The 24,002-nt window shown below is 39.3% G+C and carries 22 protein-coding genes; 19 read left to right on the forward strand and 3 right to left on the reverse strand.

All coding sequences use genetic code 11. The features are described 5' to 3' along the window. Positions 1-57: 57 nt before the first annotated feature. The gene (locus JOC86_RS21260) at positions 58-1,251 is read left to right on the forward strand and encodes a class I SAM-dependent rRNA methyltransferase (protein WP_205174950.1); all 1,194 of its coding nucleotides are present in this window, start codon (positions 58-60) and stop codon (positions 1,249-1,251) included. A 128-nt stretch (positions 1,252-1,379) separates the two neighbouring features. After that, positions 1,380-3,656, forward strand: a complete 2,277-nt coding sequence (locus JOC86_RS21265) for a helicase C-terminal domain-containing protein (protein ID WP_205174951.1) — start codon at positions 1,380-1,382, stop codon at positions 3,654-3,656. Positions 3,657-3,694: 38 nt separating this feature from the next. Here the strand turns inward: JOC86_RS21265 and JOC86_RS21270 are convergent, their stop codons facing one another. After that, positions 3,695-4,129 carry a ferritin-like domain-containing protein gene (locus tag JOC86_RS21270; RefSeq protein ID WP_205174952.1) on the reverse strand — a complete coding sequence of 145 codons (435 nt, stop codon included), beginning with the start codon at positions 4,127-4,129 and terminating at the stop codon, positions 3,695-3,697. A gap of 128 nt (positions 4,130-4,257) precedes the next feature. Between JOC86_RS21270 and JOC86_RS21275 the strand changes: the two genes are divergently transcribed. Next, positions 4,258-4,416, forward strand: coding sequence for a hypothetical protein (locus tag JOC86_RS21275; protein ID WP_205174953.1), 159 nt, complete (start codon positions 4,258-4,260; stop codon positions 4,414-4,416). Positions 4,417-4,485: 69 nt separating this feature from the next. Further along, entirely contained in the window at positions 4,486-4,731 is a 246-nt protein-coding gene (locus JOC86_RS21280) for a YkuS family protein (protein ID WP_205174954.1), read from the forward strand. 37 nt (positions 4,732-4,768) lie between these two features. Here JOC86_RS21280 and JOC86_RS21285 read toward each other — a convergent pair whose 3' ends face one another. Beyond that, positions 4,769-5,731, reverse strand: coding sequence for a S8 family peptidase (locus tag JOC86_RS21285; protein ID WP_205174955.1), 963 nt, complete (start codon positions 5,729-5,731; stop codon positions 4,769-4,771). 384 nt (positions 5,732-6,115) lie between these two features. Between JOC86_RS21285 and JOC86_RS21290 the strand changes: the two genes are divergently transcribed. Beyond that, positions 6,116-6,700 (forward strand): superoxide dismutase family protein, encoded by a 585-nt coding sequence (locus JOC86_RS21290; RefSeq protein ID WP_205174956.1) that lies wholly within the window; start codon positions 6,116-6,118, stop codon positions 6,698-6,700. Between the two features lie 330 nt (positions 6,701-7,030). Beyond that, the gene (locus JOC86_RS21295) at positions 7,031-9,220 is read left to right on the forward strand and encodes a DNA topoisomerase III (protein ID WP_205174957.1); all 2,190 of its coding nucleotides are present in this window, start codon (positions 7,031-7,033) and stop codon (positions 9,218-9,220) included. A gap of 292 nt (positions 9,221-9,512) precedes the next feature. Here the strand turns inward: JOC86_RS21295 and JOC86_RS21300 are convergent, their stop codons facing one another. Continuing rightward, complete coding sequence (locus tag JOC86_RS21300) at positions 9,513-10,742, reverse strand: MDR family MFS transporter (RefSeq protein ID WP_205174958.1); 1,230 nt, start codon at positions 10,740-10,742, stop codon at positions 9,513-9,515. A 106-nt stretch (positions 10,743-10,848) separates the two neighbouring features. Between JOC86_RS21300 and JOC86_RS21305 the strand changes: the two genes are divergently transcribed. The 13 genes from JOC86_RS21305 (at position 10,849) to JOC86_RS21365 (ending at position 23,542) form a co-directional block, all read left to right on the forward strand. Then, positions 10,849-12,633, forward strand: coding sequence for an ABC transporter substrate-binding protein (locus tag JOC86_RS21305; RefSeq protein ID WP_205174959.1), 1,785 nt, complete (start codon positions 10,849-10,851; stop codon positions 12,631-12,633). Next, a complete protein-coding gene (locus JOC86_RS21310; protein WP_205174960.1) occupies positions 12,633-13,250 on the forward strand; it encodes an NUDIX hydrolase in 618 nt (205 codons plus the stop codon). Before JOC86_RS21305 ends, JOC86_RS21310 begins: the two co-directional genes overlap by 1 nt. Before the next feature lie 353 nt (positions 13,251-13,603). Continuing rightward, on the forward strand, positions 13,604-14,938 hold the full coding sequence (locus JOC86_RS21315; RefSeq protein WP_205174961.1) for a phenylacetate--CoA ligase family protein: 1,335 nt from the start codon (positions 13,604-13,606) through the stop codon (positions 14,936-14,938). Between the two features lie 82 nt (positions 14,939-15,020). After that, entirely contained in the window at positions 15,021-15,989 is a 969-nt protein-coding gene (gene paaA, locus JOC86_RS21320) for a 1,2-phenylacetyl-CoA epoxidase subunit PaaA (protein WP_205174962.1), read from the forward strand. Positions 15,990-16,003: 14 nt separating this feature from the next. Next, positions 16,004-16,360, forward strand: a complete 357-nt coding sequence (gene paaB, locus JOC86_RS21325; RefSeq protein WP_205174963.1) for a 1,2-phenylacetyl-CoA epoxidase subunit PaaB — start codon at positions 16,004-16,006, stop codon at positions 16,358-16,360. Further along, entirely contained in the window at positions 16,357-17,172 is an 816-nt protein-coding gene (gene paaC, locus JOC86_RS21330; RefSeq protein WP_205174964.1) for a 1,2-phenylacetyl-CoA epoxidase subunit PaaC, read from the forward strand. Before paaB ends, paaC begins: the two co-directional genes overlap by 4 nt. Before the next feature lie 15 nt (positions 17,173-17,187). Then, on the forward strand, positions 17,188-17,676 hold the full coding sequence (gene paaD / locus JOC86_RS21335) for a 1,2-phenylacetyl-CoA epoxidase subunit PaaD (protein ID WP_205174965.1): 489 nt from the start codon (positions 17,188-17,190) through the stop codon (positions 17,674-17,676). 30 nt (positions 17,677-17,706) lie between these two features. Further along, positions 17,707-18,015 (forward strand): EthD family reductase, encoded by a 309-nt coding sequence (locus JOC86_RS21340; RefSeq protein WP_205174966.1) that lies wholly within the window; start codon positions 17,707-17,709, stop codon positions 18,013-18,015. Next, a complete protein-coding gene (locus JOC86_RS21345; RefSeq protein WP_205174967.1) occupies positions 18,008-18,787 on the forward strand; it encodes an enoyl-CoA hydratase/isomerase family protein in 780 nt (259 codons plus the stop codon). Before JOC86_RS21340 ends, JOC86_RS21345 begins: the two co-directional genes overlap by 8 nt. Before the next feature lie 16 nt (positions 18,788-18,803). Further along, entirely contained in the window at positions 18,804-19,577 is a 774-nt protein-coding gene (locus tag JOC86_RS21350; protein WP_205174968.1) for an enoyl-CoA hydratase-related protein, read from the forward strand. Positions 19,578-19,599: 22 nt separating this feature from the next. Continuing rightward, complete coding sequence (locus tag JOC86_RS21355) at positions 19,600-21,117, forward strand: aldehyde dehydrogenase family protein (protein ID WP_205174969.1); 1,518 nt, start codon at positions 19,600-19,602, stop codon at positions 21,115-21,117. 352 nt (positions 21,118-21,469) lie between these two features. Further along, complete coding sequence (locus JOC86_RS21360) at positions 21,470-22,327, forward strand: 3-hydroxyacyl-CoA dehydrogenase (protein WP_205174970.1); 858 nt, start codon at positions 21,470-21,472, stop codon at positions 22,325-22,327. 12 nt (positions 22,328-22,339) lie between these two features. Then, on the forward strand, positions 22,340-23,542 hold the full coding sequence (locus JOC86_RS21365; RefSeq protein WP_205174971.1) for a thiolase family protein: 1,203 nt from the start codon (positions 22,340-22,342) through the stop codon (positions 23,540-23,542). Positions 23,543-24,002 lie beyond the last annotated feature (460 nt).

The following is a 24,002-nucleotide window of genomic DNA, read 5'->3' on the forward strand; positions in this document are numbered from 1 at the left end:
GTCCAATACAGTGAAATTATATGAGCGAAATGAAAAAATATACGGAGTCGATTGATGATGAAGAAGGAAATAACGATAAAAATTAAAAGCCATTTTGATAACAAAATAGCAAAAGGGTATCCCTTGATTGAAAAAGAAATGCTTGTAGATACAAGTAAGCTCAACCAAGAAGGAACGGTAGTTAAATTAGTAGACTCTAAGCAAAGGTTTATAGCGAAAGGCTATTATGGCAGGCAAAACAAAGGCTTTGGCTGGGTATTGAGCAAAAAAGAAAATGAAGCAATAGATGGACTATTTTTTAAAAAGAAAATACAAAATGCAATCAATAACCGACTTCATTTTTATCAAGACCCCACGACGACTGCCTTCCGCATTTTCAATGGCGAAGGGGACGGGATTGGCGGACTTACCATCGACTATTTTGATGGTTATTATCTCATTCAATGGTACTCAGAAGGGATTTATGCTTTTAAAGAAGAGGTACTTGAGGCCATTAAAGATATTGACTATAAGGGAATTTATCAAAAGAAACGCTTTGCAAGTAAAGGTCAATATATAGAAGAAGATGACTTTGTAACAGGGGAACGTCCAGATTTTCCCCTCATTGTGAAAGAAAATGGAGTCAACTTTGCCATTTACTTAAATGATGGTGCGATGGTTGGGGTATTCCTTGATCAACGTGAAGTGCGAAAGACGATTCGTGATCACTATGCGGAAGGGAAAAACGTCCTTAATACGTTTTCCTACACAGGTGCATTTTCCGTTTTCGCCGCAGTAGGCAGGGCTGCGAAAACCACCAGTGTTGACCTTGCTAATCGCAGTTTAAGTAAAACAATTGAACAATTTAGCTTGAACGGAATTGATTATGAAGCACAGGACATCATTGTGGAAGATGTATTTAAGTATTTTAAATATGCGGTCAAAAAAGAACTCACGTTTGACCTTGTCATCCTTGATCCACCTAGCTTTGCCCGTTCAAAAAAACATACATTCAGTGCAGAAAAGGATTATAAAGATTTACTCAAGGAAGCCATCAATATAACTGAAAAAAATGGAGTGATCGTTGCCTCTACAAACTGCAGTAAATTTAATATGAAAAAATTTAAAGGCTTTATTGAAACAGCATTCAAAGAAACGAGTGGAAAATACAAAATCCTAGAAGAATATTCTCTACCTGAAGATTTTAAAACCATTCAACAGTTTAAACAGGGAGATTACTTAAAAGTGGTCTTTATTAAAAAAATTAAATAATCTTTTTGAAAGGGGCTGTCCTAAAAAGGGTTTGGAACAACATTGATATAGTGTTTCTGACACCTATAGACAGCCCCATTTTTTTAAAAAATGGTAAAATAAGAGCGGATACGAACGGAGGTAGGACGATGGAGGAGATTCGAATCTCGATTAGAAATCTTGTTGAGTATGTCTATAGCAGCGGTAGTATCGATCATCGATTTCGAGTCTCTTCATCGATGACAGAAGGAACAAGGGCTCATCAGAAGCTGCAAAAGAATTATCATGAAAATGACTTAATAGAGGAATCTCTGAAAATGGAGCTTCCATTCGAAGAGTATACTTTTATTCTTGAAGGCAGAAGTGACGGGATATTATTTAGAGAAAACGAAGTCATCATAGATGAAATCAAATCGACACGAAAAGACCTCCAGGAAATTTCAGAAGACAGCTATCTTGTTCACTGGGCACAAGCGAAATGCTACGCCTATATTTATGCTAAACAAAATCAACTCGAACAGATCTCTGTTCAGCTGACCTATGTGCATGTTGAAACAGAAAAAATAAAACAGTTTACTAAATCTTACAATCAACAAGAACTAGAATGTTTTGTAGAAGAAACAGTCATGAAGTATGAACCATTTGCTTCCCTGCTTTTTTATCAAAAGGGAGAACGAAATGAAAGTATTAAACATCTTTCATTTCCATTTACAAAATTTCGCAAAGGACAAAGGGAATTCGCCGGTGCAGTGTTTAAAACAATAAAAGAAGAAAAAAATTTATTCTCAAACGCTCCGACTGGAACTGGAAAGACGATATCGACCCTCTTTCCAACTGTAAAAGCATTAGGGGATACAAAAGCGGACAGAATGTTTTATCTAACAGCTAAAACCATCACAAGGACAACTGGTGAGGAAGCTTTTTCGTTAATGAAGGAGAAAGGGCTTAGCCTTAAATCTCTGACAATCACGGCCAAGGATAAAATATGTTTTAAGAATGAGACCATTTGTCAAAAGGATTATTGTGAATTTGCAGACGGCTATTATGATCGTATAAACGAAGCCGTTTTGGATATTTTACGAAACGAAAATCAACTTACACGAGAGGTTATTGAGAAATACGCTAAAATACATCGTGTATGTCCTTTCGAATATTCGATTGATTTATCTTATCTAGTCGATGCCGTCATCTGTGACTATAACTATATATTTGACCCTAGGGTTTCATTAAAGCGGCAAATGGATGAGCAAAAAAAAAGAACCGTCTTATTAATTGATGAAGCACATAATCTTGTTGATCGCGCACGTGACATGTTTTCAGCCAATCTTCTTAAATCTTCTTTTTTTAAATTGAAGAATGAGTACAGAGGGCTGAATGAGGAGATTTATCAAGCGGCGAAAGAATTGAATGCTTATTTTCTGAGAATGAAGTCACATTGTGAAAAGGGCAACCACTTTATTAGGAAAGACCTTGATAAAGAACTGATGGAAATGGTCGAGTTGTTCACGCAGGCTACGGAAAAAGAATTAGTAAAAGGCTCTCAGGATCCAGATTTATTAGAGGCATATTTCCAAGCTTTAAGCTTCATGCGTTTGTCCTCATTTTTTGACGAGAGATTTGTATTATTTGTAGAAGTAGGAAAAAATGAAATACAGATCAAGCAATTTTGTTTAGATCCCTCTAACCTACTTGAGACGATCAGTAAACCCTACCTTTCATCTGTCTATTTCTCGGCAACTCTTCAGCCATTTGGTTATTATTTTGAAATGCTTGGAGGTCACTCCGATGATTATCGGTTTGAAATTGGTTCACCATTCTTAAAAGAAAATGTTGAGGTTTACGTAAATCCCCTATCAACACGTTTTCATGATCGATCTAATTCTGTCGAAAAGATCGTAAAGTTAATGAGCAAGCTTGTGATAGAAAGGCCAGGGAACTTCCTTGTTTTCTTCCCTTCCTACACCTATATGAACGAGGTGGCAAATGCTTTTCAGGACGAAGATTTAAAGGTAGATATTCTCATCCAAACGAGTCAAATGACAGAGAACGAAAGGGAAGATTTCCTGCAACATTTTCAACCAAGTCTTGAGAAATCTTTAGTTGGATTTGCTGTATTGGGAGGGGTTTTTTCAGAAGGAATTGATTTAAAAGGAGATCGATTAAATGGAGTGGTGGTCGTAGGCGTCGGATTACCTCAGATTTCTTTGGAAAGGAACATTATAAAGGAGTTTTTTCAAAACAAAGGGAAAAACGGGTACGATTATTCGTATGTTTACCCAGGTATGAACAAGGTGTTGCAAGCTGGGGGAAGGTTGATAAGGACAGAAAGAGATCGTGGAATCATTGTTCTTGTGGATGATCGCTTTCTTAAGCCAAAATATCAGGCGTTACTTCCTGATGAATGGAAAGTACATAGGATTATATAAAAAGGAGTTGCCGCTAAGGGTCAACTCCTTTTATGATGCTAGCTAAATGCAGGGTCCATCAGAATACGATCTAGCTCTTCCATATGATGCGTTTCATCTGCAATAAGGTCTTCTAGCTTTACAACAAGTTCTGTATATCCTAATTCGTCCGCTTGTTTTTTACGAACTTTATAACGATCAATTGTTTCTTTTTCCGCTTGACGTGCTTCCTGCAGCATCGTTTTTACATCATCTGTTTGTTTAACAGGAGCGGGTGTTGTTGTAGGAATGCCACCTAATGTTTTAATTTTCTCTGCTAGATATAATGCGTGTCCTTGTTCATCGGCTACTTCACTTTCGAAAAACGGTTTAAGAACTTGACGGTGCAGTCCTGATACAACGGCCGCATAATTCGTGTACATAATTTGTGCGGAGTACTCGTTAGCTAAATCTTCATTTAATCCATCTAATAATTCTTTTAACTTTACATCCATTACGATTCATCATCCTTATCTCTTTTTGTATTTGGTTATTATTTACCCGCTAGTCATCCGATTAAACATTCATATTGTCGATAAAAAAGAGAATAATAAACAGGTATGAAAAAAGAGGAGGTAAAAAGATGACATCTAACCAAGGAACAGATAGACATAATCAGACAACTCAGGAATTAGTTAAGCAACAAGGAAAGAATGATGTAGAGTTCAGTAAAGATGTTCAAGTAGGCAATAGCAAGCATCAAAGTCAAAAGAAAAGTGGAAAGCAAGTGAATAAGAAATAATTTTTCTAAAGATGCATACAGCTTACTCGAATGGAAAATCCTATGATTATGTTAAGGAGGTGTGGAAACATGTCAAGAGTAGGGGTAGAAGAATCACTACAAAATGTTGTACAAGCACTACGTGAAAAAGGACACGATGTCGTTGAGTTAAAGCAAGAATCTGATGCTAACAACTGTGACTGTTGTGTTGTGACAGGACTTGATTCCAATGTAATGGGGATTCAAGATGCTGTCACTAAGGGGTCAGTTATAGAAGCAAGCGGATTAAGCGCTGATGAAGTATGTCAGCAAGTTGAAAGTAGACTTCAACATTAAAAAACAGAGGTTGACCCACTGGGCCAACCTCTGTTTTTTATACCGATATAGAGAATTGAGATTCTTCTAGATGTTTTTTCAATAAATCTGGAGTGGTAAGATAGAGCATTCCATTTCCTTCAAGTGTTTTTTGATAAGAAAGAGGAATCGTTCTACGAATAAGCTGAGCATAGAGCTCTGGTTCTGTTAAAATCCTTTCAAAATTGGATTCCTCCAAGTTTTTGATTAAGGCAAGAGCCCCTGATACGTGAGGTGCTGACATGGAAGTTCCACTATACTTTGCGTATTTTTCACCAGGAACCGTAGAAATGATATCTTCACCTGGAGCCACTAAATCGACTTCATTATTGGAGTTGGTAAAATACGATGACCGACGTTCAAAATCAATCGCTCCAACAGAAATGACTTCATTATATCCAGCTGGATAAGAGAATTCTTCTGTAGAGTGATCTTCATCTCCTTCATTACCAGCTGCACACACCACTAATATATTCGCATCAACTGCTTTCTTAATAACATCATGAAGCGGTTTATAATCATTTGGACCGCCAAGTGACATGGAAATGATATCAACTTTTTGATCAATAGCATACTGAATTCCAGATACAATCCAGTCATACTGACCGCTTCCACGTTCTCCTGATAACACCTTTACAATCAGTAAACTTGCTTCGGGAGCAACGCCAATAACACCCAAGCTATTTTCATTAGCTGCCATTGTTCCGGAAACATGGGTTCCGTGTCCGTTATAATCCGTTACATTTTCGGGATCACCATCATCATCGGTGGTAAAATTCCTCCCGCCAATAATTCGGCCTTTTAAATCAGGGTGCTCTTGATCACAACCAGTATCCAACACGGCAATGACCACATCTTTACCTTTTACTCCAGTTTTCCAAATGCTTGGAGCTTGAACAAGTTCTACACCTTGAGGTATTTCTGTAGGAACCTCCATTACAAATTCTTTTTTGTGGGGAATGACACGAATACTATGATCCATTTTAGTCCCTCCTCAAAATTTTTCATCATGGTGTAATAATCTGAAGTTTCAGAAAATATATCATGGATATCCATTAATTAGAAGAGGAAAAGGTAATGGTACAATCGTAGGGTTTGGGGGGAACCTGACTCAATTGAATAGAAATGACCTAATGAAGGGGAGTGTGAAAATGTCGCTCCTACACAATTGAACGAAAGACCATGGTAATGGGCACGAATTTCAAATTAATCGCACGAAATATAAAATAAATGCATGAAAATCCCCAATCATTGCATTTCCGCCTTGCTCCCATTCCAGTTTTCAAACCTGAGCTTCCAATCACAATATTGGGCACCCGCACATACTATAGTTGACAGATAAGCAACTAAGGGAGTGTTAGCAAGAATGACTTACCAAAACCATTATGGTTATCAAAACCAATTTCAAAATTCTTTTCAAAACACACAACAAAATCCCCAACAATACTCATTTCAAAATCCATACTATACTAATCAGCGGAATGTGCCGTCTATTGCCTATGCGCAAATCCAAGGGGGGCCGCTTGCGCCAGATTTACAAGGATATGTATTCTTTCGAAATGTTCCAAATGGTGCCGAAGTTTATGTTGAAGTAAAAGGGCTTCCAGAGTACAAACCAGCAAAAGGGAATAAAAAGCCAATTGGACCTCATGGATTTCATATTCATGAAAACGGTGATTGTAAAGTAGGAAAGAAGGATGATCCATTTCAAGCAGCCGGGGGACATTGGAATCCGGATAATCAACCACATGGAAACCACGCCGGAGACTTCCCTGTCCTGTTTTCCAATAATGGCTATGCGAGAATGTCCTTTTTCACTAACCGATTCCGTGTGAAAGATATCATCGGAAAAGCGATTATTATCCATCAAAATCCTGATGACTACAGGTCCCAGCCAGCAGGAGATGCAGGTAAAAGACTTGCTTGCGGGGAGATTAAAAAATATCAATAGAACTAAAATAGTGTCAGAAACCAAGCCGGTTACTGACACTATTTTTAATCCGCTGATCTCATAAAGATATATCTAGGACAAAAAAACTTGATGACAGGTGGAATAAATTACCATTAAACTTGGACATTCCCTAATACTATAAGGACTCAAGACACTTTGGTAGACAGGTAGTGATCATTTGATCTATAAGGATTATGTTACAATGGTAAGCTCCTTTAAACATTAAACTAACAATAGTATAGTATAAGGGAGTATGATTTTTCTTTTAAAGAAGGACATCTGTTCTATAAAAAAGTATGAAATGCTTACACATAGAGAGGATTTGTATGAATGAGTAAAACAGTCGTATTAGCAGAAAAACCTTCTGTAGGTAGAGATATTGCAAGGGTTTTAAATTGTCATAAAAAAGGTAATGGTTTTTTTGAAGGAGATCGTTACATTGTCACGTGGGCACTCGGCCATCTCGTTACTTTAGCTGAGCCAGATCTGTACGATCCAAAATATAAAACGTGGAAAATGGAAGACCTTCCAATGCTTCCGTCTTCATTAAAGCTTGTGGTCATTAAGAAGACTTCAAAGCAATTTAATACAGTCAAATCGCAATTTAATCGTAATGATGTCAAGGAGATTGTGATTGCTACAGATGCAGGAAGGGAAGGAGAACTCGTTGCCCGCTGGATTATTGAAAAAGCCCGTGTCAACAAACCGATTAAGAGGCTTTGGATTTCCTCTGTTACGGATAAGGCTATAAAAGAGGGATTTAAAAGGTTAAAGCATGGAAAGGACTATGAAAGTTTATACGCATCCGCCCAAGCTCGAGCTGAAGCAGATTGGTATGTAGGAATGAATGCAACACGTGCACTGACGACCAAGCACAATGCCCAGCTTTCTTGTGGAAGAGTGCAGACTCCGACATTAGCGATGATCGCATATAGAGAAAAAGAAATAAAAGAGTTCCAGCCTCAATCCTATTATGGAATGAAAGCTGCAACGGAAGGATTTCACCTTACATGGGTAGACGAAAAGTCAAATAGCAGTCGATCCTTTTTAAAAGACAAAATCGATTCCGTCATGTCTAAGTTAAGAAATGCTAGGAAAGCGAGCATTGAAGGAGTAAGGAAAGAAAGGAAGAAAAAATCAGCACCACAGCTTTATGATTTAACGGAACTTCAACGGGATGCTCACAAATTATTTGGCCTTTCAGCGAAGGAAACCCTTTCGACGCTGCAAAAACTATATGAACAACACAAGCTGGTAACATATCCTCGGACAGACTCTAGATACTTATCTTCTGATATTGTAGAGACTCTAAATGATCGAATTTCCGCTTGTACTGTGCAGCCATATAGTAAGCTGGCTACAAAAGCGAAAAGGAATGCCTTCAAGCCGACAAAGCAATATGTGAATAATGAAAAAGTATCGGATCATCACGCCATCATTCCAACAGAGCAAACGCCAAACCTCCGTAGCTTGAGTGATCGAGAAACTAAGGTGTATGATCTAATCGTAAAACGCTTTTTGGCTATGTTCTTTCAACCATATCAATATGAACAAACGACCCTAACCGCAAAAATCGAAAACGAAATGTTTACAGCTAAAGGGAGAATCGTTCTTGAACAAGGCTGGAAAGAAGTATATGGGCAATATGATGAAGAGAGTGAAATCGAAGAAAAGAGTGGGGAACAAACGCTTCCTAAGATTGAAAAAGGGAATATACTTAACCTTTCTTCGATCAATATGACCACAGGAGAGACACAGCCACCTAAACGTTTTAACGAAGGAACTCTGCTTTCGGCAATGGAGAATCCTAAGAAGTACATGGATGCTAATCGAAAGGATCTTCTAAAAACGATTGGCAATACTGGTGGGTTAGGAACAGTGGCCACCAGGGCTGATATTATAGAAAAGTTATTTAACAGTTTTTCTATCGAAAAGGATGGAAAGGAAATTAAGATAACGTCAAAAGGGAAACAGCTTCTTGATTTAGCACCAGAAGAATTGACTTCTCCTGTTCTGACAGCAGAATGGGAACAAAAGCTTGAAGCGATTTCGAAAGGAAAACTGAACAAGAACGCCTTTGTGAAAGAGATAAAGGAATATAGTAAAAAGGCTGTTTTTGAAATTAAAAACAGTACAAAGAAATTTAATCACGATAATCTTACAGGTACAAAATGTCCTGATTGTGGAAACTTAATGCTGGAAGTTAAAAATAAAAACGGCAAAATGTTAGTCTGTCAGGATCGCGAATGTGGACATCGTAAAAATATTGCAAAGAAAACAAATGCAAGATGTCCAAACTGTCATAAACGGTTAGATCTTCGCGGTGAAGGCGAGGGCCAAATCTTTGTCTGTGTATGCGGACATAAAGAAAAGCTATCAACTTTCAATGAAAGAAAGAAGAAAGCAAAAAATCATAAGGCATCTAAACGAGATGTTCATAAGTACATGAAAGAACAGAAAAAAGAAGAACCAATGAACACCGCATTAGCGGATGCATTGGCTAAATTGAAATTGAAGTAATGAGTGAGAACGCTTGGATCAGAGCTTTTTGATCCAAGCGTTTTTAGTTTTTATGATTAAGAAAGTCTCAACGTCTAGCGAAATTTTAATGAGTCGACACACTCGAAATATGCGCCGACTGAATGGAAATATGAGCGAAAGAACCTTAGCTATGGATCAGTTGACTCCAGTTTTGCGCCAAGTGAGCTATTATGAGTCACTCACTCAGACTGATTAGGTCTTGGCATGAAAGTTCTTTTTTAAAAGCCGCCCACTTGCATGAATGCGTCCTCCCTACATTATGAGGAAAAACCTAAACTTCTACTTCTAATACTGCCTTTTTCTTTTCTGTACGTCCTTTTTCAATAAATCCTACAAAAATGTACTGTCCAATACCCCCGATCGCAATGAGAAATGCACTTAAATAGAATAAGCTGCTCCCACCCCAATGTATGAGGATAACTCCACCTAACAGGGGACCAATTGTTCTCGAAATGTCCCAATGTATCCCATATAGGGAGAAATAAAGTCCTCTATTCTGCTTGGGGGCTAAGGTGGAAACATAACGAAGCAGATGATTGAGTCCGATGCTTTGCGCAATTGTCAGGACAAGAACCGTTAAGATTAAGAGCGGTAAGGAATCTGAAAAACCGTATAGGATTGCTGCAACGGCATACATGCTATAGGAAATGAATAGGATCGTTTTCATTTTAAATCGTTCTGTCCATTTAACTAATAAAACTTCGAGTAAAATACTAAAAATCGCATTAGCTGTTGTCATAATCGTCAGCATCAATAAAAAATCAGGAAATAATTCCTCTATATAAATTCGGTAATTCGTCTCAGTTTGTGCGTAAAAGAAACTGATTGGCAGCGTGAAGACCATTAGTCCAAGGACTGAATAATGTTGTTTGAAAAAGTCATTAATGGTCAATGAGCTTTTTGATTCGACGTCTTTCGTTTTGGGATAGGTTTCAGGTAGCTTCAACCAAACTAGTAAGCTGTAAAGGCTAAGGGCGGCCGCTTGAAATCCAAAGGTAAACACAGGATTAACTGTATAGACAAGAAATCCGAGCAATGGTCCGATAGTCATTCCGAATGAAGCTATCGTGCTAATCACAGCAAATACTTCTGAAACCTTTTTCTCTTCCGTCGAGTCCACAATTTGTGCGCGTTGTGCTGGGATATAAAACGTTCTTCCCACCCCATTCAAAATATACATAAAAGCAAAGAGCCAAACCGATTCTGCGAATACAAATCCAAGCATGGCAACGGCTTGTAAAAGGAGCCCTGTTAGAATAATAGATTTTCTTCCAAGTCGATCGGTTAATCCTCCGCCTATAAGTGTCATCACAATTTCAGTTAGAGGCTGGAGTCCAACGATGATTAGCGGAAGAATGAGATTTCCCCCTAATTGATCATGTAAAAAGATAATTAAAAACGGTGCAAGCATGGCACCTGTTGTACTTGTTAGAAGCTCCCCGCAAAATTGAATCCATACAGGAGTGCTATAGCGTTGTTTAAACTGACTTAATTTTTTCATCCAACTTTCCTCCTTTTGTATTTTCAATTGTAATGAGAAGGAAAAAGGGGAAAAAGTGTAGAATTAAGTAGAAAGAACCTTCACCTTTTAGAAAGGAAAGATACATGTGGTGATTCTTGAACACTATGTACAGATCTTTTTACAGCGTTCTGTTTTGAACGAGTCTTTTCCTTTATCTATGGAAGAAATATCGGCTACACTTCTGTGTACACAGCGGAATAGTAAATTAATCGTGAGAAAGTGGGAGGAACTCGGATGGATCAAGTGGGTACCAGGAAGAGGTCGAGGCAATAAATCACAAATCACTTATCTACAAGATCCATTTGGGCTTATTTTAGAAAAAAGCAAAGAATTGGTGAAAAAAGGTGATATTACCCGTGCAAACAAAGTAATTCACGATTATACCCCCTTTTTTCCAACCATTGAAACAGAATTTCAGTTGTGGTTGGACCAACTATTTGGTTTTCAAGTAGAAACGAAGAATCATAAGTCGATAGACAAGCTCAGAATCAAAATTGGACCACAGCCCAAGTATCTTTTAGACCCAACTCTGATCACCCTTAGAACGCATTATCATATTGTTGAACAAATTTGTGATAGACTTGTAAGCTTTGATAAAGAAAATGGGATGGTCGTTCCGGGGTTATCTTTCCATTGGGAGTGTACCCCAGATGCAAAGGTATGGACCTTTTACCTTCGAAAAGGAGTACGATTTCATAATGGGGCTCCCTTTTCTGCGAAGGATGTTGCTTTTACTTTTAATCGATTTAAAGAAAATAAGGATCATCCCTATCAGTGGTTATTGAATTCACTAGTTGAAGTGAAAGTTATAAATGACCATTGCATTATGATCTCTTTATCTGAATCGAACTATATGTTTCACGAAATCGTAAGTAGTGTCCATCTCTCGATTCTTTGTTCTATACAGAAAGATTTTAAAGAACATAACCTCATTGGAACAGGTCCATTTAAGCTAAAAAGAAATGATGAATCAATGCTTGTGCTAGAGGCGAATGACAGTTATTTTCAAGGGCGCCCTTATTTAGATGTTATTGAAATGTGGAATCTAGAAAGTGAGTCGGGTGAGCTAAATCAAAGTGAGCTTGCTTTTGGACTTTATCCTAAAGACATGATTAGAAAAACAGCACCAGGACGTTCTCATAACTATCATTTAGAAATGAATGTTCAATTTCTGTCGTTAAACGGGAATAAGAAGGGACCATTGGAGGATATCCATTTTCGGAAGGCATTAAAAGCTATTCTTTCACCATTAAAATTAATTAACGAAGTAGGCGGGCACCGTCAACAAGTGGCAGAAGGATTTATATCAAAGGATCTGATTGACCCTTCTAATAAGGCAGCAATACACGAGTTATTGACAACTAGTTCTTATAATGGCGAGACTCTTCAACTATTTACTTTTAAGGAACGGGACCACTTTGAGGATGTTGAGTGGATACAAGGCCAATGTGAAAAATACAAGATTCGAATAGAAAGTAACTTTTTGGATGCTGAAACGTTATTAAAAGCGGAGACGCTTCAACAAGCGGATATGATCCATGATAGTGCTTCTATTGATGAGCAAACGGAAATGTGTTTCCTTCAATTGCTGCTAGCAAAGAATAGCCCTGTTCATCAGCATATCCCTGTTCCTCTTTTGCAAAAAATAAGCACTAGCATTGAAAATACTTACTGTCTTAAGTCTTCACTCGATCGAGTAAATGAATTACAGAAGATAGAAAATATCCTGCTGGAGAATGTTCAGTTCCTTCCGTTATATCGGAACCGGACGGAAATAGACGCTGATGAAAACCTAAAAGAGGCAAAAATTAATGCTCAAGGTTGGATTGACTTTCGGCATCTCTGGTTTAAAAAAGGAGAGTACAACTAATGGAACCCAAATGGTTAACTTATGCTAAAAAACTACAGGCTATTGCGCAGGCAGGTCTGACATATTCAAAGGACCCATATGATATTGAACGATTTGAAGAAATCCGAAATATAAGCGTTGAGATCATGAATGATTATACCGGGATTGGACAGGAACAGATTAAGGAGTGGTTCACAAATGAAACAGGTTACCCTACTCCAAAAATTGATGTGAGAGGGGCGATTATAAAAGAAGAGAAAATTCTGCTTGTAAAAGAAAAAGCAGATGGAAAATGGGCATTACCAGGCGGATGGGCAGATATGGATTGCTCGCTTAATGAAAACTTGATAAAGGAAGCAATAGAGGAAGCAGGAGCTCAAATTAAGCCAAAAAGAATCATCGCAATATGGGATCGAAGAAATCATAATGAACCGCCAATGCCCTACGGCTGTTATAAAATCTTTGTCGAATGTGACTTTATCGCTGGAGAGTTTGAAAGAAACACAGAAACTTCTGATGCTAGATTTTTCTCAATAGAGGAATTACCGCCATTATCAGAAGGTCGAAACACAAAGGAACAGATCCAGCTTTGCTTTGATGTAAGCAGGAAGGAAACACATGAGGCGCTGTTTGATTGATTACTAGAAGAAGGGTAAGCACATGGATTGTCGTTTGAGAGTCTGTGTGCTTTTTTTGTGGTATAAAATAAATTTTAAAATAAAGCAGAAAACCACCAATAGTTATGGCTAATTGCACGAAATTAAAATTTATTGCACATTTAGCAAATTAACATGACATTGGTAACAGGACTTCAGGCAAACACGAATCCTTTTTCAAATTATCAAATTTTCAGAAAATATATTGACATTTATACGATTTAGCGTTATCGTGTGATTAAAAGTATATAACAAAAATATAACTATACGAATTAATAACGTTATACTGATTGGTAAGTGATAGTAAGTGCCTTAGATAGGAGGATGACGCTGTCTTGATTTTACATGAGGTGGAGACGTTTGATCGGATTGAAATGGAAGCGCTTCAATTAGAGAGATTAAAGAAAGTGGTTCATACCGTTTATGAAAAAGTTCCTTTTTACCGTGAACAGTTTGAAAAGAATGAGGTTTCTCCTAAGAGTTTTCAGTCACTGAAAGATTTATCAAGATTACCATTTACAACAAAGGAAGATCTACGAATTCATTATCCATTTGGTTTATTCGCAGTCGATCAAAGTGAGTTGGTGAGGGTTCATGCATCGTCAGGAACTAGTGGAAAGCCTACGGTTGTCGGATACACCGAGAAGGATATTGATATGTGGAGTGAGATTGTAGCAAGAGCGATATCGATTGCTGGTGGGAAGCCTGGAGAGCTTTTGCATAATGCTTATGGATACGGTCTATTTACAGGCGGACTTGGTCTGCATTATGGAAGTGAAAGGCTTGGAATGACAACAGTACCTGTCTCAGGTGGGAATATGTCACGCCAAATCACCCTTATTGAGGATTTTAATCCAACAGTCATTTGCGGTACACCTTCCTACATATTAAGTTTGGCAGAGAAGCTGGAGGAACAAGGAAAAGACCCTCGCAGTACGTCGATCAAATATGGTGTCTTTGGAGCCGAGCCGTGGTCAGATAAAATGAGAAAAACGTTAGAGGCCAAGCTTGATATTAAAGCATGTGATATTTATGGATTAAGTGAAATCATTGGTCCGGGAGTTGCGATGGAATGCCATGAATCACAAGATGGTCTTCACATTGCAGAGGATCATTTTCTAGTAGAAGTCATTAACCCGAACACACTTGAGCCGCTTCCACCAGGGCAGGAAGGCGAGCTTGTTTTTACGAGCTTGACGAAAGAAGCCTTTCCAATTATTCGTTATCGAACGGGTGACATTGCTTCCATATCCTATGAGCCATGTGAATGTGGACGAACAACGGTGAAAATGTCACGTGTAAAAGGAAGAGTGGACGATATGCTTATTATCCGCGGGGTAAACGTCTTTCCATCGGAGGTAGAACATTTTTTACTTACAATGAAAGAAATCTCCCCACATTATCAGCTGCATTTAAAGCGAAAAGGATCATTGGATTCGGTAGAGCTACAGGTAGAAATGAGTGAAAAATATTTTCATGAAATTGGCGGAAATGCTGACGATGAGAAAGTGTTTCTACTTGGAAAACAGATTCAAGAATTAATGAAAAGCAGCTGTCTTGTATCAATGGATGTAAAGGTTCATATTCCGAAGAGCTTACCAAGGTCAGAAGGTAAAGCTGTCAGAGTGGTAGATCTTAGAGAAGTAGTTAAAAAAGATATTAGGACCTAACAACAAAAAAATTTTACCTTCATATTATATAACATCATAAAAATAAAACGTATTAAATACGTTATTTAAGGAGGCGGGTTTCATGGCCGATGTTGTTTCTTTTGAGGCACTTTCAGAAGAAGAAAAACATGAACACTTCATGAAGAGAATTGAGACTGGGGAAAAAATTGAAGCAGATGATTGGATGCCTGAAGAGTATCGTAAGGTTCTTATTAAATTGATTTCCATGCATGGGATCAGCGAGATCATGGGAGCTCTCCCTGAAAAAGAGTGGGTTCCAAAGGCGCCAACTTTAAAAAGAAAGCTAGGAATTATGGCGAAAGTTCAGGATGAAATGGGGCATGGACAGCTGTTGCTTCGTGTTGCCGAGGATTTAATGAAGCCATATGGAAAAACACGTGAAGAGATTATGCAGGATTTATTCTCAGGCGATCTAAAATTTCATAATGTCTTTCATATGGAAGCTCCTACATGGGGAGACGCCGGATTAATTGGATGGTTGGTTGACGGAGCGGCCATCATCACACAAACCAATATGCTCGGAGCCTCTTATGGACCATATGCTAGAGCGCTTAAAAGGATATGTGCTGAAGAAGTTTTCCATGCCCAACATGGGGAAGCGATTATTATCGCTTTAGCAGAAGGAACTCCTGAGCAAAAAGCTCTTATCCAAGAATCAGTGAACCGTTGGTGGGATTCTCTCCTCATGTTCTTCGGGCCAGGGGACGCTTCTACAACAGGTACTTCAAAACAAGATATTACCCAAAAGTATGGAATTCGAACGAAGACAAATGAAGAGCTAAGACAGGATTTCTTTACAAAATATGTTCCTCGGATTCTTTCATTAGGCATTAAGCTACCGGATACCACCATGTATTTTGACGAGGAAAAAGAGATGTGGGTATATCAACAGCCGGATTGGAACCGGTTTAAAGAGATTGTCAAAAACAACGGGCCAAAATCAAAAGAAAGACTAAGACTGCGGGAGTTGTCTTATACGAATAATGAATGGGTGCGAGAGGCATTGAGTCCAGACCCAGTGGCTGGCTAGAGAGGGGTGAAGTGATGTCTGAGAAGTCAAGAAATTTTTATCAAGAATATGAAGTGTTTAGCAAACGATCAGATAATGCCCCAATGCAGTATCAATTCAGCTTATTAGCTCCAAATGATGAGCTTGCTCTAGTGATGGCACAAGAAAACTTTATGAGAAGAGAGCCGGTAGCAGACATTTGGGTTGTGAAAAGAAATGCGATTCGCAAGATGAATCAAGAAGAGAAGGAGTCTCTCAAGCGGTTAGATAATAAGGACTACCGGAACGCCAAAGGGTACGGCTATCTAAAAAAGAAATGGCGAGAATATGAACAAGAAATGCTTGATGAGAACGAGATTCTATCATGGGGAGGGAAGGTTAGTAAAAAATGAAGATTCTTTCAGCAAGTGAGATCAAAGATGAACAGTATAAAAAAGTGTTAACAGAATTGTTATACCAATTAGCAGATGATGATTTTATAATTGCCTTCCGTGGTTCAGAATGGCTTGGCCTCGCTCCCCATATAGAAGAGGATGTTGCGTTTTCATCGATTAACCAAGATACAATGGGGCATGCTGCTATGTTTTATCAGCTATTAGAAGACCTGGGTGAAGGGGAAGTCGATCAACTAGCACACGGAAGGAAGTCTAGTGAGCGGCGAAATGCGATTCTATTAGAAGAAGTGAATGGACCCGGGGATTATTTGTCAGAGCCGGAATATGATTGGGCATTTGCTGTTGTCCGAAATTATTTCTATACACAAGCGAAAAAAGGACGCATTGACTCTCTTAAACAATCCTCCTATCAACCGTTGGCAGATGTAGCAATCAAGGCCAATATGGAGCTTTATTATCATCTGCTTCATTGGAAAACATGGTTTACACAGCTAGTCAATGCAGGTGGGGAAGCGAGAAGGAGAATGGAAAAAGCGGTTGAAAAGGCAGCGAAGGATTTTGCAGGAGTTATAACCCTTGGAGACAACGGAGCTGAAATGGTGTCACATCAATTAATTGAAAGTGAAGAGCTGTTATTAAAACGTTGGAAGAATGCAGTCGAACCTATTTTTCAAGCTGTGAATCTACCAATGCCAGATTTAGAAATGAGCAGAGGAGATGGACGTACTGGAGTCCATACAAAAGATTTAGATAAGGCCATAGAAACGTTAAGTGAAGTGTACAACACAGACCCGCTGGCAAGCTGGTAAAGGATTTGAATCGATATGAAACCACAAACTGAAAACATCATCGAAGTTTTGCAGACCGTCAAGGACCCTGAAATTGATTCTGTCAGTATTGTTGAGCTTGGAATGCTGAAATCAATTGAGGAGCAAGATGGAATACTCTTAATAAAGTTGCTCCCTACATTTGTTGGCTGTCCCGCTCTAGATATCATAAAGGGAAATGTAATGAACGCCTTGAAGGAGCAGACGAATATAACCAACGTCAATGTCGAGTTTGTGATGAATCCGCCATGGACGTCGGATCGAGTATCGGCAGAAGGAAGAGAAAAACTGAAGCAGTTTGGAATTGCCCCCCCGCCGAAAAAAATGGAAGAGGATGGATCGTGGCATGTGGACTGTCCATATTGTGGCTCTACGTACACAACCCTTGATAATATATTCGGGCCCACAGCCTGTCGGAGCATACTCTACTGTAAAAATTGCAAGAATCCATTTGAAGCAATGAAGCCTATTTCTACATTGATGTAGATCAATACTAAATAAAAGGAGAGATTTTTAATGGTTAAATTAATCGCATTATACAAACATCCAGAAAACAGGGAAGAATTTGATGAGCATTATTTCAATACTCATGGACCGATTACAGCAAAAATTCCTGGACTTCGTAAAATGGAAGTGACGAAGGTTGTCGGTTCTCCAATGGGTGGAGAAGGAAAGTATTATTTAATGTGCGAAATGTATTATGACAGTCATGAAGCGTTAAAAACGGCGATGAAAACAGACGAGGCAAAAGCTTCTGGAAAGGATCTTATGTCTTTTGCTGGTGATTTGGTTACATTGATGATCGGTGAAGAAGTGAATGAGTAAGACCTACGAGTTTATCAATGTCCATGAACAGGATGGGGTTGGCTTCGTAGAATTAAATCGCCCTAAGGTATTAAACGCTATCAATCGAGTAATGGTTTCAGAAATTCTCAATGCCTTTGAAGTATTTGATCAAAACGATGAGGTTCGGGTTATTATGCTAACAGGTAAGGGAAGAGCCTTTGCTGCTGGGGCTGATATTGATGAAATGGCAGGAGATGGTGCGATTGATTTTGAGCTTCTTAATCAATTTGCTGATTGGGATCGAATCGCAGTGGTGAAAAAACCGATTATTGGTGCCATTCAAGGGTTTGCTCTTGGAGGCGGACTTGAACTGGCTCTTTGCTGCGATCTGCTCTTTGCTGCAGACGATGCGGAAATTGGCTTTCCTGAAGTAAATCTTGGGGTAATGCCAGGAGCAGGAGGAACACAGCGCTTAACCAAGTTAATCGGAAAGACGAAAGCAATGGAATGGCTTTTTACTGGAGAAAGAATGAAAGCTGAAGAAGCCTGTCAATTAGGCATCATAAATCGAGTAGTATCACGTGAAGTATTAATGGAAGAAACGGAAAGAATGGCCAGAAAGCTTGCTGAGAAGCCACCGCTTTCACTAAGACTGATCAAAGAATCTGTCTTAAAAGCAATGGACTATCCATTATACGAGGGTATGCAATATGAAAGAAAGAACTTTTACCTGTTGTTTGCTTCTGAGGACCAAAAAGAGGGCATGAACGCTTTTATCGAGAAAAGAAAGCCAAATTTCAAAGGGAAATAAAAGGAGGGATACATACATGTTCGAAACGATTTCCTATGAAATACGTAATCGCGTAGCCTGGATTACGATGAAGCGTCCAGACAAACTTAACGCCTTCATTAAGCAAATGAATCAAGAAATTCAAAAGGCATTTAAACAAGCAGGGCGTGATGAAGAGGTTAGAGCGATTGTCATTACAGGTGAAGGACGCGCCTTTTGTTCGGGACAGGACTTGAGTGAAGTCGAAGAAAATATGAACCTTGGCGAGGTTTTAAGGAATCATTATGGACCAATGGTAAAAGAAATCTCTCAATGTGAGAAACCGATTATCGCTGCCGTTAACGGTGTTGCTGCGGGGGCAGGGATGAGTCTGGCTCTTGCATGTGATTTCCGCCTTCTTTCCGAAAAGGCTAGTTTTGTCCAAGCATTCATTCATGTCGGGCTCATTCCAGATGCAGGAAACCTTTACTATTTAACGAGATTAGTAGGGCGGGCAAAAGCATTGGAGCTAGCTGTGTTAGGTGAAAAGGTCTCAGCGGAGAAAGCGAAAGAGCTAGGACTAGCAACAGAGGTTATTTCAATAGACGAATGGAACGAAAAAGTAGAAGCATTTGCCGTCAGATTAGCGAACATGCCAACAAAAGCGATTGGATTAATTAAACGCTACCTAAATGAAAGTGACAAAGAGGATCTTCATGCCTATTTAGAGAAAGAAGCCTATGGGCAAAGAATTGCCGGTTTAACAGAAGATCATCGTGAAGGCGTTACAGCGTTTATGGAAAAAAGAAAGCCTGAATTTACAGGAAAATAAATTCTACTAAGGGGATGAAACGATGTCTACAGTAAAAGAACAAAATTTTGAAGTACTTGATATGAAACGAGAACATTACGGATTGGTAATCAATGGTCAAAGAGCGAATAGTACTACTGGAGAAACTTTCACTACTTATAATCCTGCAACAGGGGAAGCAATTGCAACAGTAGCAAAAGCATCCATTGAAGATACTGAAAAAGCTGTGCAAGCTGCAAGACAGGCTTTTGATCATGGGAAGTGGAAGAAGTTCCCTGTAAATAAACGCTCTCGTGTTCTGAACAAAATTGCAGGGATTATGCGATCTCGTTTTAATGAGCTAGTATCACTAGAAATTTTAGATAGTGGTAAATCACTATCTGCTGCACAAGGTCAAGTCATGCAAGCAATCGAAGACTTTGAATTTTATGCAGGTGCGATAGTCGGCCATCGTGGTTCCGTCAATAATGTGCCAGGTCAATTCCAAAATGTAGCGGAAAAAGAGCCTGTAGGTGTCTGTGCTCAAATTATTCCATGGAATTATCCACTTATGATGGCAGCATGGAAGGTTGCTCCAGCGATTGCAGCAGGTTGTTCTATTGTTGTCAAACCGGCGACGCTTACTCCGCTGACAGCCATCGTATTAGGAGAAATCTGTATTGAAGCAGGAGTCCCAGAAGGGGTTGTCAATGTTGTTCCTGGATCAGGTTCAAGTGTTGGAAATTACTTAGTTGAACATAAGAATGTTGATAAAGTAGCGTTCACTGGTTCGACTCCAATTGGGAAAAATATTATGGAGCGTGCTTCTCAAACACTTAAGCGTGTCACATTAGAGCTTGGCGGAAAATCTCCTAACCTCGTATTTGACGATGCCGATGTAGATGCAGCTGTAGACGGATCACTATTTGGTATTTTCTATAACACGGGTCAATCCTGTGAAGCACGTTCTCGTCTTTATGTCCATGAAGATATTTATGATGAGTTCATGGAGAAGTTTGTTGTAAAAACGAAAAAGCTTACATTAGGTGACCCATTTGATAAAGGAACACATATCGGTGCGATTATATCTCAAGATCAACTTGATGTCATCGACGGCTATGTTCAGTCCGCTAAAGAAGAAGGAGCTACCGTCCTTACAGGTGGTAAAGTCGCGAAGATGGAAGGATTTGAAAATGGGTACTGGTATGAGCCAACGATCATAACAGATGTTAATCATGAAATGAAAGTTGTCAAAGAAGAAATCTTCGGGCCAGTTGTCGTCGTCATGAAGTTTAGTGATGAAAAAGAGGCCATCAAACTAGCTAATGATTCAGAATATGGACTTGGTTCAGCAATTTGGACGAAGGATTATGGTCGCGCAACAAGAGTATCTAAAGCAATTCAAGCAGGGATTGTAATGGTGAACTGTCCATTCTCTGCCTTCCCAGGTACCCCATTTGGTGGATATAAACAATCTGGATTCGGCCGTGAGCTATGTATTGAAACACTAGATTTATATACAGAAACAAAAAGTATTATCTCTTACTATGGAAATCGTCCATTGAATCCATTTGGTGTGTAATCAATAAAGAATTTTTATAAAGGCTGTTTTCTAAAAGATTGTTGTTTTTTAAATCATAAATTTTTGTAAAAAGGTTGGTCTTCGCTGCAGGTCCAAGACTCCTGCGGGAGTAGCGGGACAGGTGAGACCTAAGCAGGAGCAAGGCGACGAGGATGCTCACCGACCGCCCCGCGGAAAGCGAGCATCCTTTCGTTGCAACCAACTAACTCCTTTTCAAATAACAACAATGTTTATGGTATACAGCCTATTTAAAAAAGGGGCTGCACTAAGCGGAGGCTGATCCTATCATCTTTGGGTCATCTCCATTAGTCAGTCCCTATCTTACATAGGAATGTAAAAGGAGGGGACCATATTGGTTCATTCAATTGTTGTGATCGGTTCAGGTGTCATGGGAAGAGGAATTGCTTATGTTAGTGCACTTGGAGGGTTTCAGACCACTCTAGTAGATATAAAGGATGAACAACTAGATAGTGCAAATAAAGAGATTTCAGCTATTTTTGAAAAGGGAATAGATCGCGGGAAAATAACAAGTGAAGAAAAAGATTTAGCCGTCAAACGCTTATCTTTTTCTACGAATCTAGCTGAAGCGGCAAAGGAAGCAGACCTGATTATCGAAGCGGTTCCTGAAAAAACCTCTATTAAACAAGCGGTCTTTGAAACCGTGGATCAGCATGCGGGAGAAAATTGTTATTTTGCCACCAATACCTCGACAATGAGTCCAACAGAAATTGCTTCATTTACGAAACGACCGCACCGTGTTATTGCGATGCACTTTTTTAATCCTGTCCACAAAATGCCGCTCATCGAAATTATTCGAGGTCTAGAAACAAGCGATGAAACTGCCGAGGTTATTGAGGCTGTTGCGAAGCAAATGGGGAAAGAAACGGTTGTCGTAAATGAATTTCCTGGTTTTGTGACGAGCCGAATTAGTGCACTAGTTGGGAATGAAGCCTTTTACATGCTTCAAGAAGGTGTAGGTTCACCAGAAGAAATTGATAAGGCTATTAAGGTTGGGCTGAACTATCCGATGGGCCCATTTGAGCTCGGGGATTTAGTTGGTCTTGATGCAAGGCTAAACAATTTAAGATATTTACATGAAAAATTAGGTGAAAAGTATCGCCCTGCACCACTTTTAGAAAAATACGTGAAAGCAGGAAGATTAGGAAGAAAAACCGGACGCGGTGTTTATGATTATCATGATAATAAGTAAGGAGGTAACGTTATGAGAGAAGTGGTTGTAGTGGATGCTGTCCGTACACCCATTGGAAAATATAAAGGGGCATTAAAAGGCATTCGTCCAGATGACCTGGGGGCGATTGTTATTAAGGCTTTGCTTGAAAGAAACCTGAACCTGCCACCTGAACAAATTGAAGAAGTTGTATTTGGAAATGCCAATGGAGCTGGGGAGGACAACCGGAATGTAGCCAGAATGTCTGCTCTTCTTGCAGGACTACCAGTTGAAACGGGGGCAACCACATTAAATCGTTTGTGTGGTTCAGGATTAGATGCAGTCAATTATGCTGCCCGTTCCATAATGGCAGGAGAAGGAGATATTTTCATTGCTGGGGGAACGGAGAGCATGACAAGAGCACCACTCGTAATGGCAAAGCCAGAGAGTGACTTTCCAAGGGGAAATATGGAAATGTACGATACCACAATTGGCTGGCGGTTTGTTAACTCTAAGCTAAAAGAGATGTATGGAACTGACAGTATGCCAGAAACAGCTGAAAACGTGGCCAAAAGGTTTGGAATTTCAAGGGATGAACAGGATGAGTTTGCGCTTCATAGTCAAATGAAGGCAAAGCAGGCTATAGAAGAAAATCGCTTTAAAGAGGAAATTGTCCCTGTTCATTATCAAGACCGCAAAGGAAATCAGTTCGTCTTTTCTGAAGATGAACACCCTCGTCCCTCTACAAGTATCGAAAAGTTGGCGAAATTAAAGCCAATTTTTCAAGATGGGACGGTAACAGCCGGAAACGCATCAGGTGTAAATGATGGAGCTTCCGCGCTTCTATTAATGACTCGTGAAAAAGCGGATGAGCTTGGTTTAAAACCATTGATTAAATATGTCGTTTCGGCAACAGCTGGACTAGAACCATCAGTAATGGGATTAGGTCCCATCTATTCATCTAATAAAGCATTACAACGGGCAGGGTTATCTGCAGAAGATCTCGGGCTGGTTGAATTGAACGAAGCCTTTGCAGCTCAATCGATTGCTTGTATTAAGGAGCTCGGACTTGATCAGGAGAAGGTTAATGTAAATGGAGGCGCGATTGCGTTTGGTCATCCTTTAGGGGCAAGTGGAGCACGTATTCTTACTACATTAATCTATGAAATGAAAAAAAGAGAGACCCAATACGGATTAGCTACTATGTGTATCGGAGTAGGACAAGGGATTTCAACCATTGTAGAAAACGTAGAGTAAAAGAATTCCATGGAGTAATTTTCTCTGTGGAATTTTTTGCTATCCTTTTATTACTTCCAAAAGGGATTAAAATTTGGCTGCTTTCTTCAAATATCGTAAATGGGCAAGAAAAAGGTCGTTCATAAAGGGAATGAACGACCAAATATCATCAGTGTGGAAGAGAAAGGTTGTTCATAAAGGGAATGAACGACCAAATATCGTAAGTGTAGAAGAGAAAGGTCGTTCATAATGGGGATGAACGACCAAATATAGTAAATGGGCATAAGAAAGGTCGTTCATAAAGGAGATGAACGACCAAATATCGTAAGTGGGCAAGAGAAAGGTCGTTCATAATGGGAATGAACGACCAAATATCGTAAGTGGGCAAGAGAAAGGTCGTTCATAATGGGGATGAACGACCAAATATAGTAAATGGGCATAAGAAAGGTCGTTCATAAAGGAGATGAACGACCAAATATCG

The sequence above is a fragment of the Rossellomorea pakistanensis genome (genome assembly GCF_016908495.1).
In the GTDB taxonomy this organism is placed as follows: domain Bacteria; phylum Bacillota; class Bacilli; order Bacillales; family Bacillaceae_B; genus Rossellomorea; species Rossellomorea pakistanensis.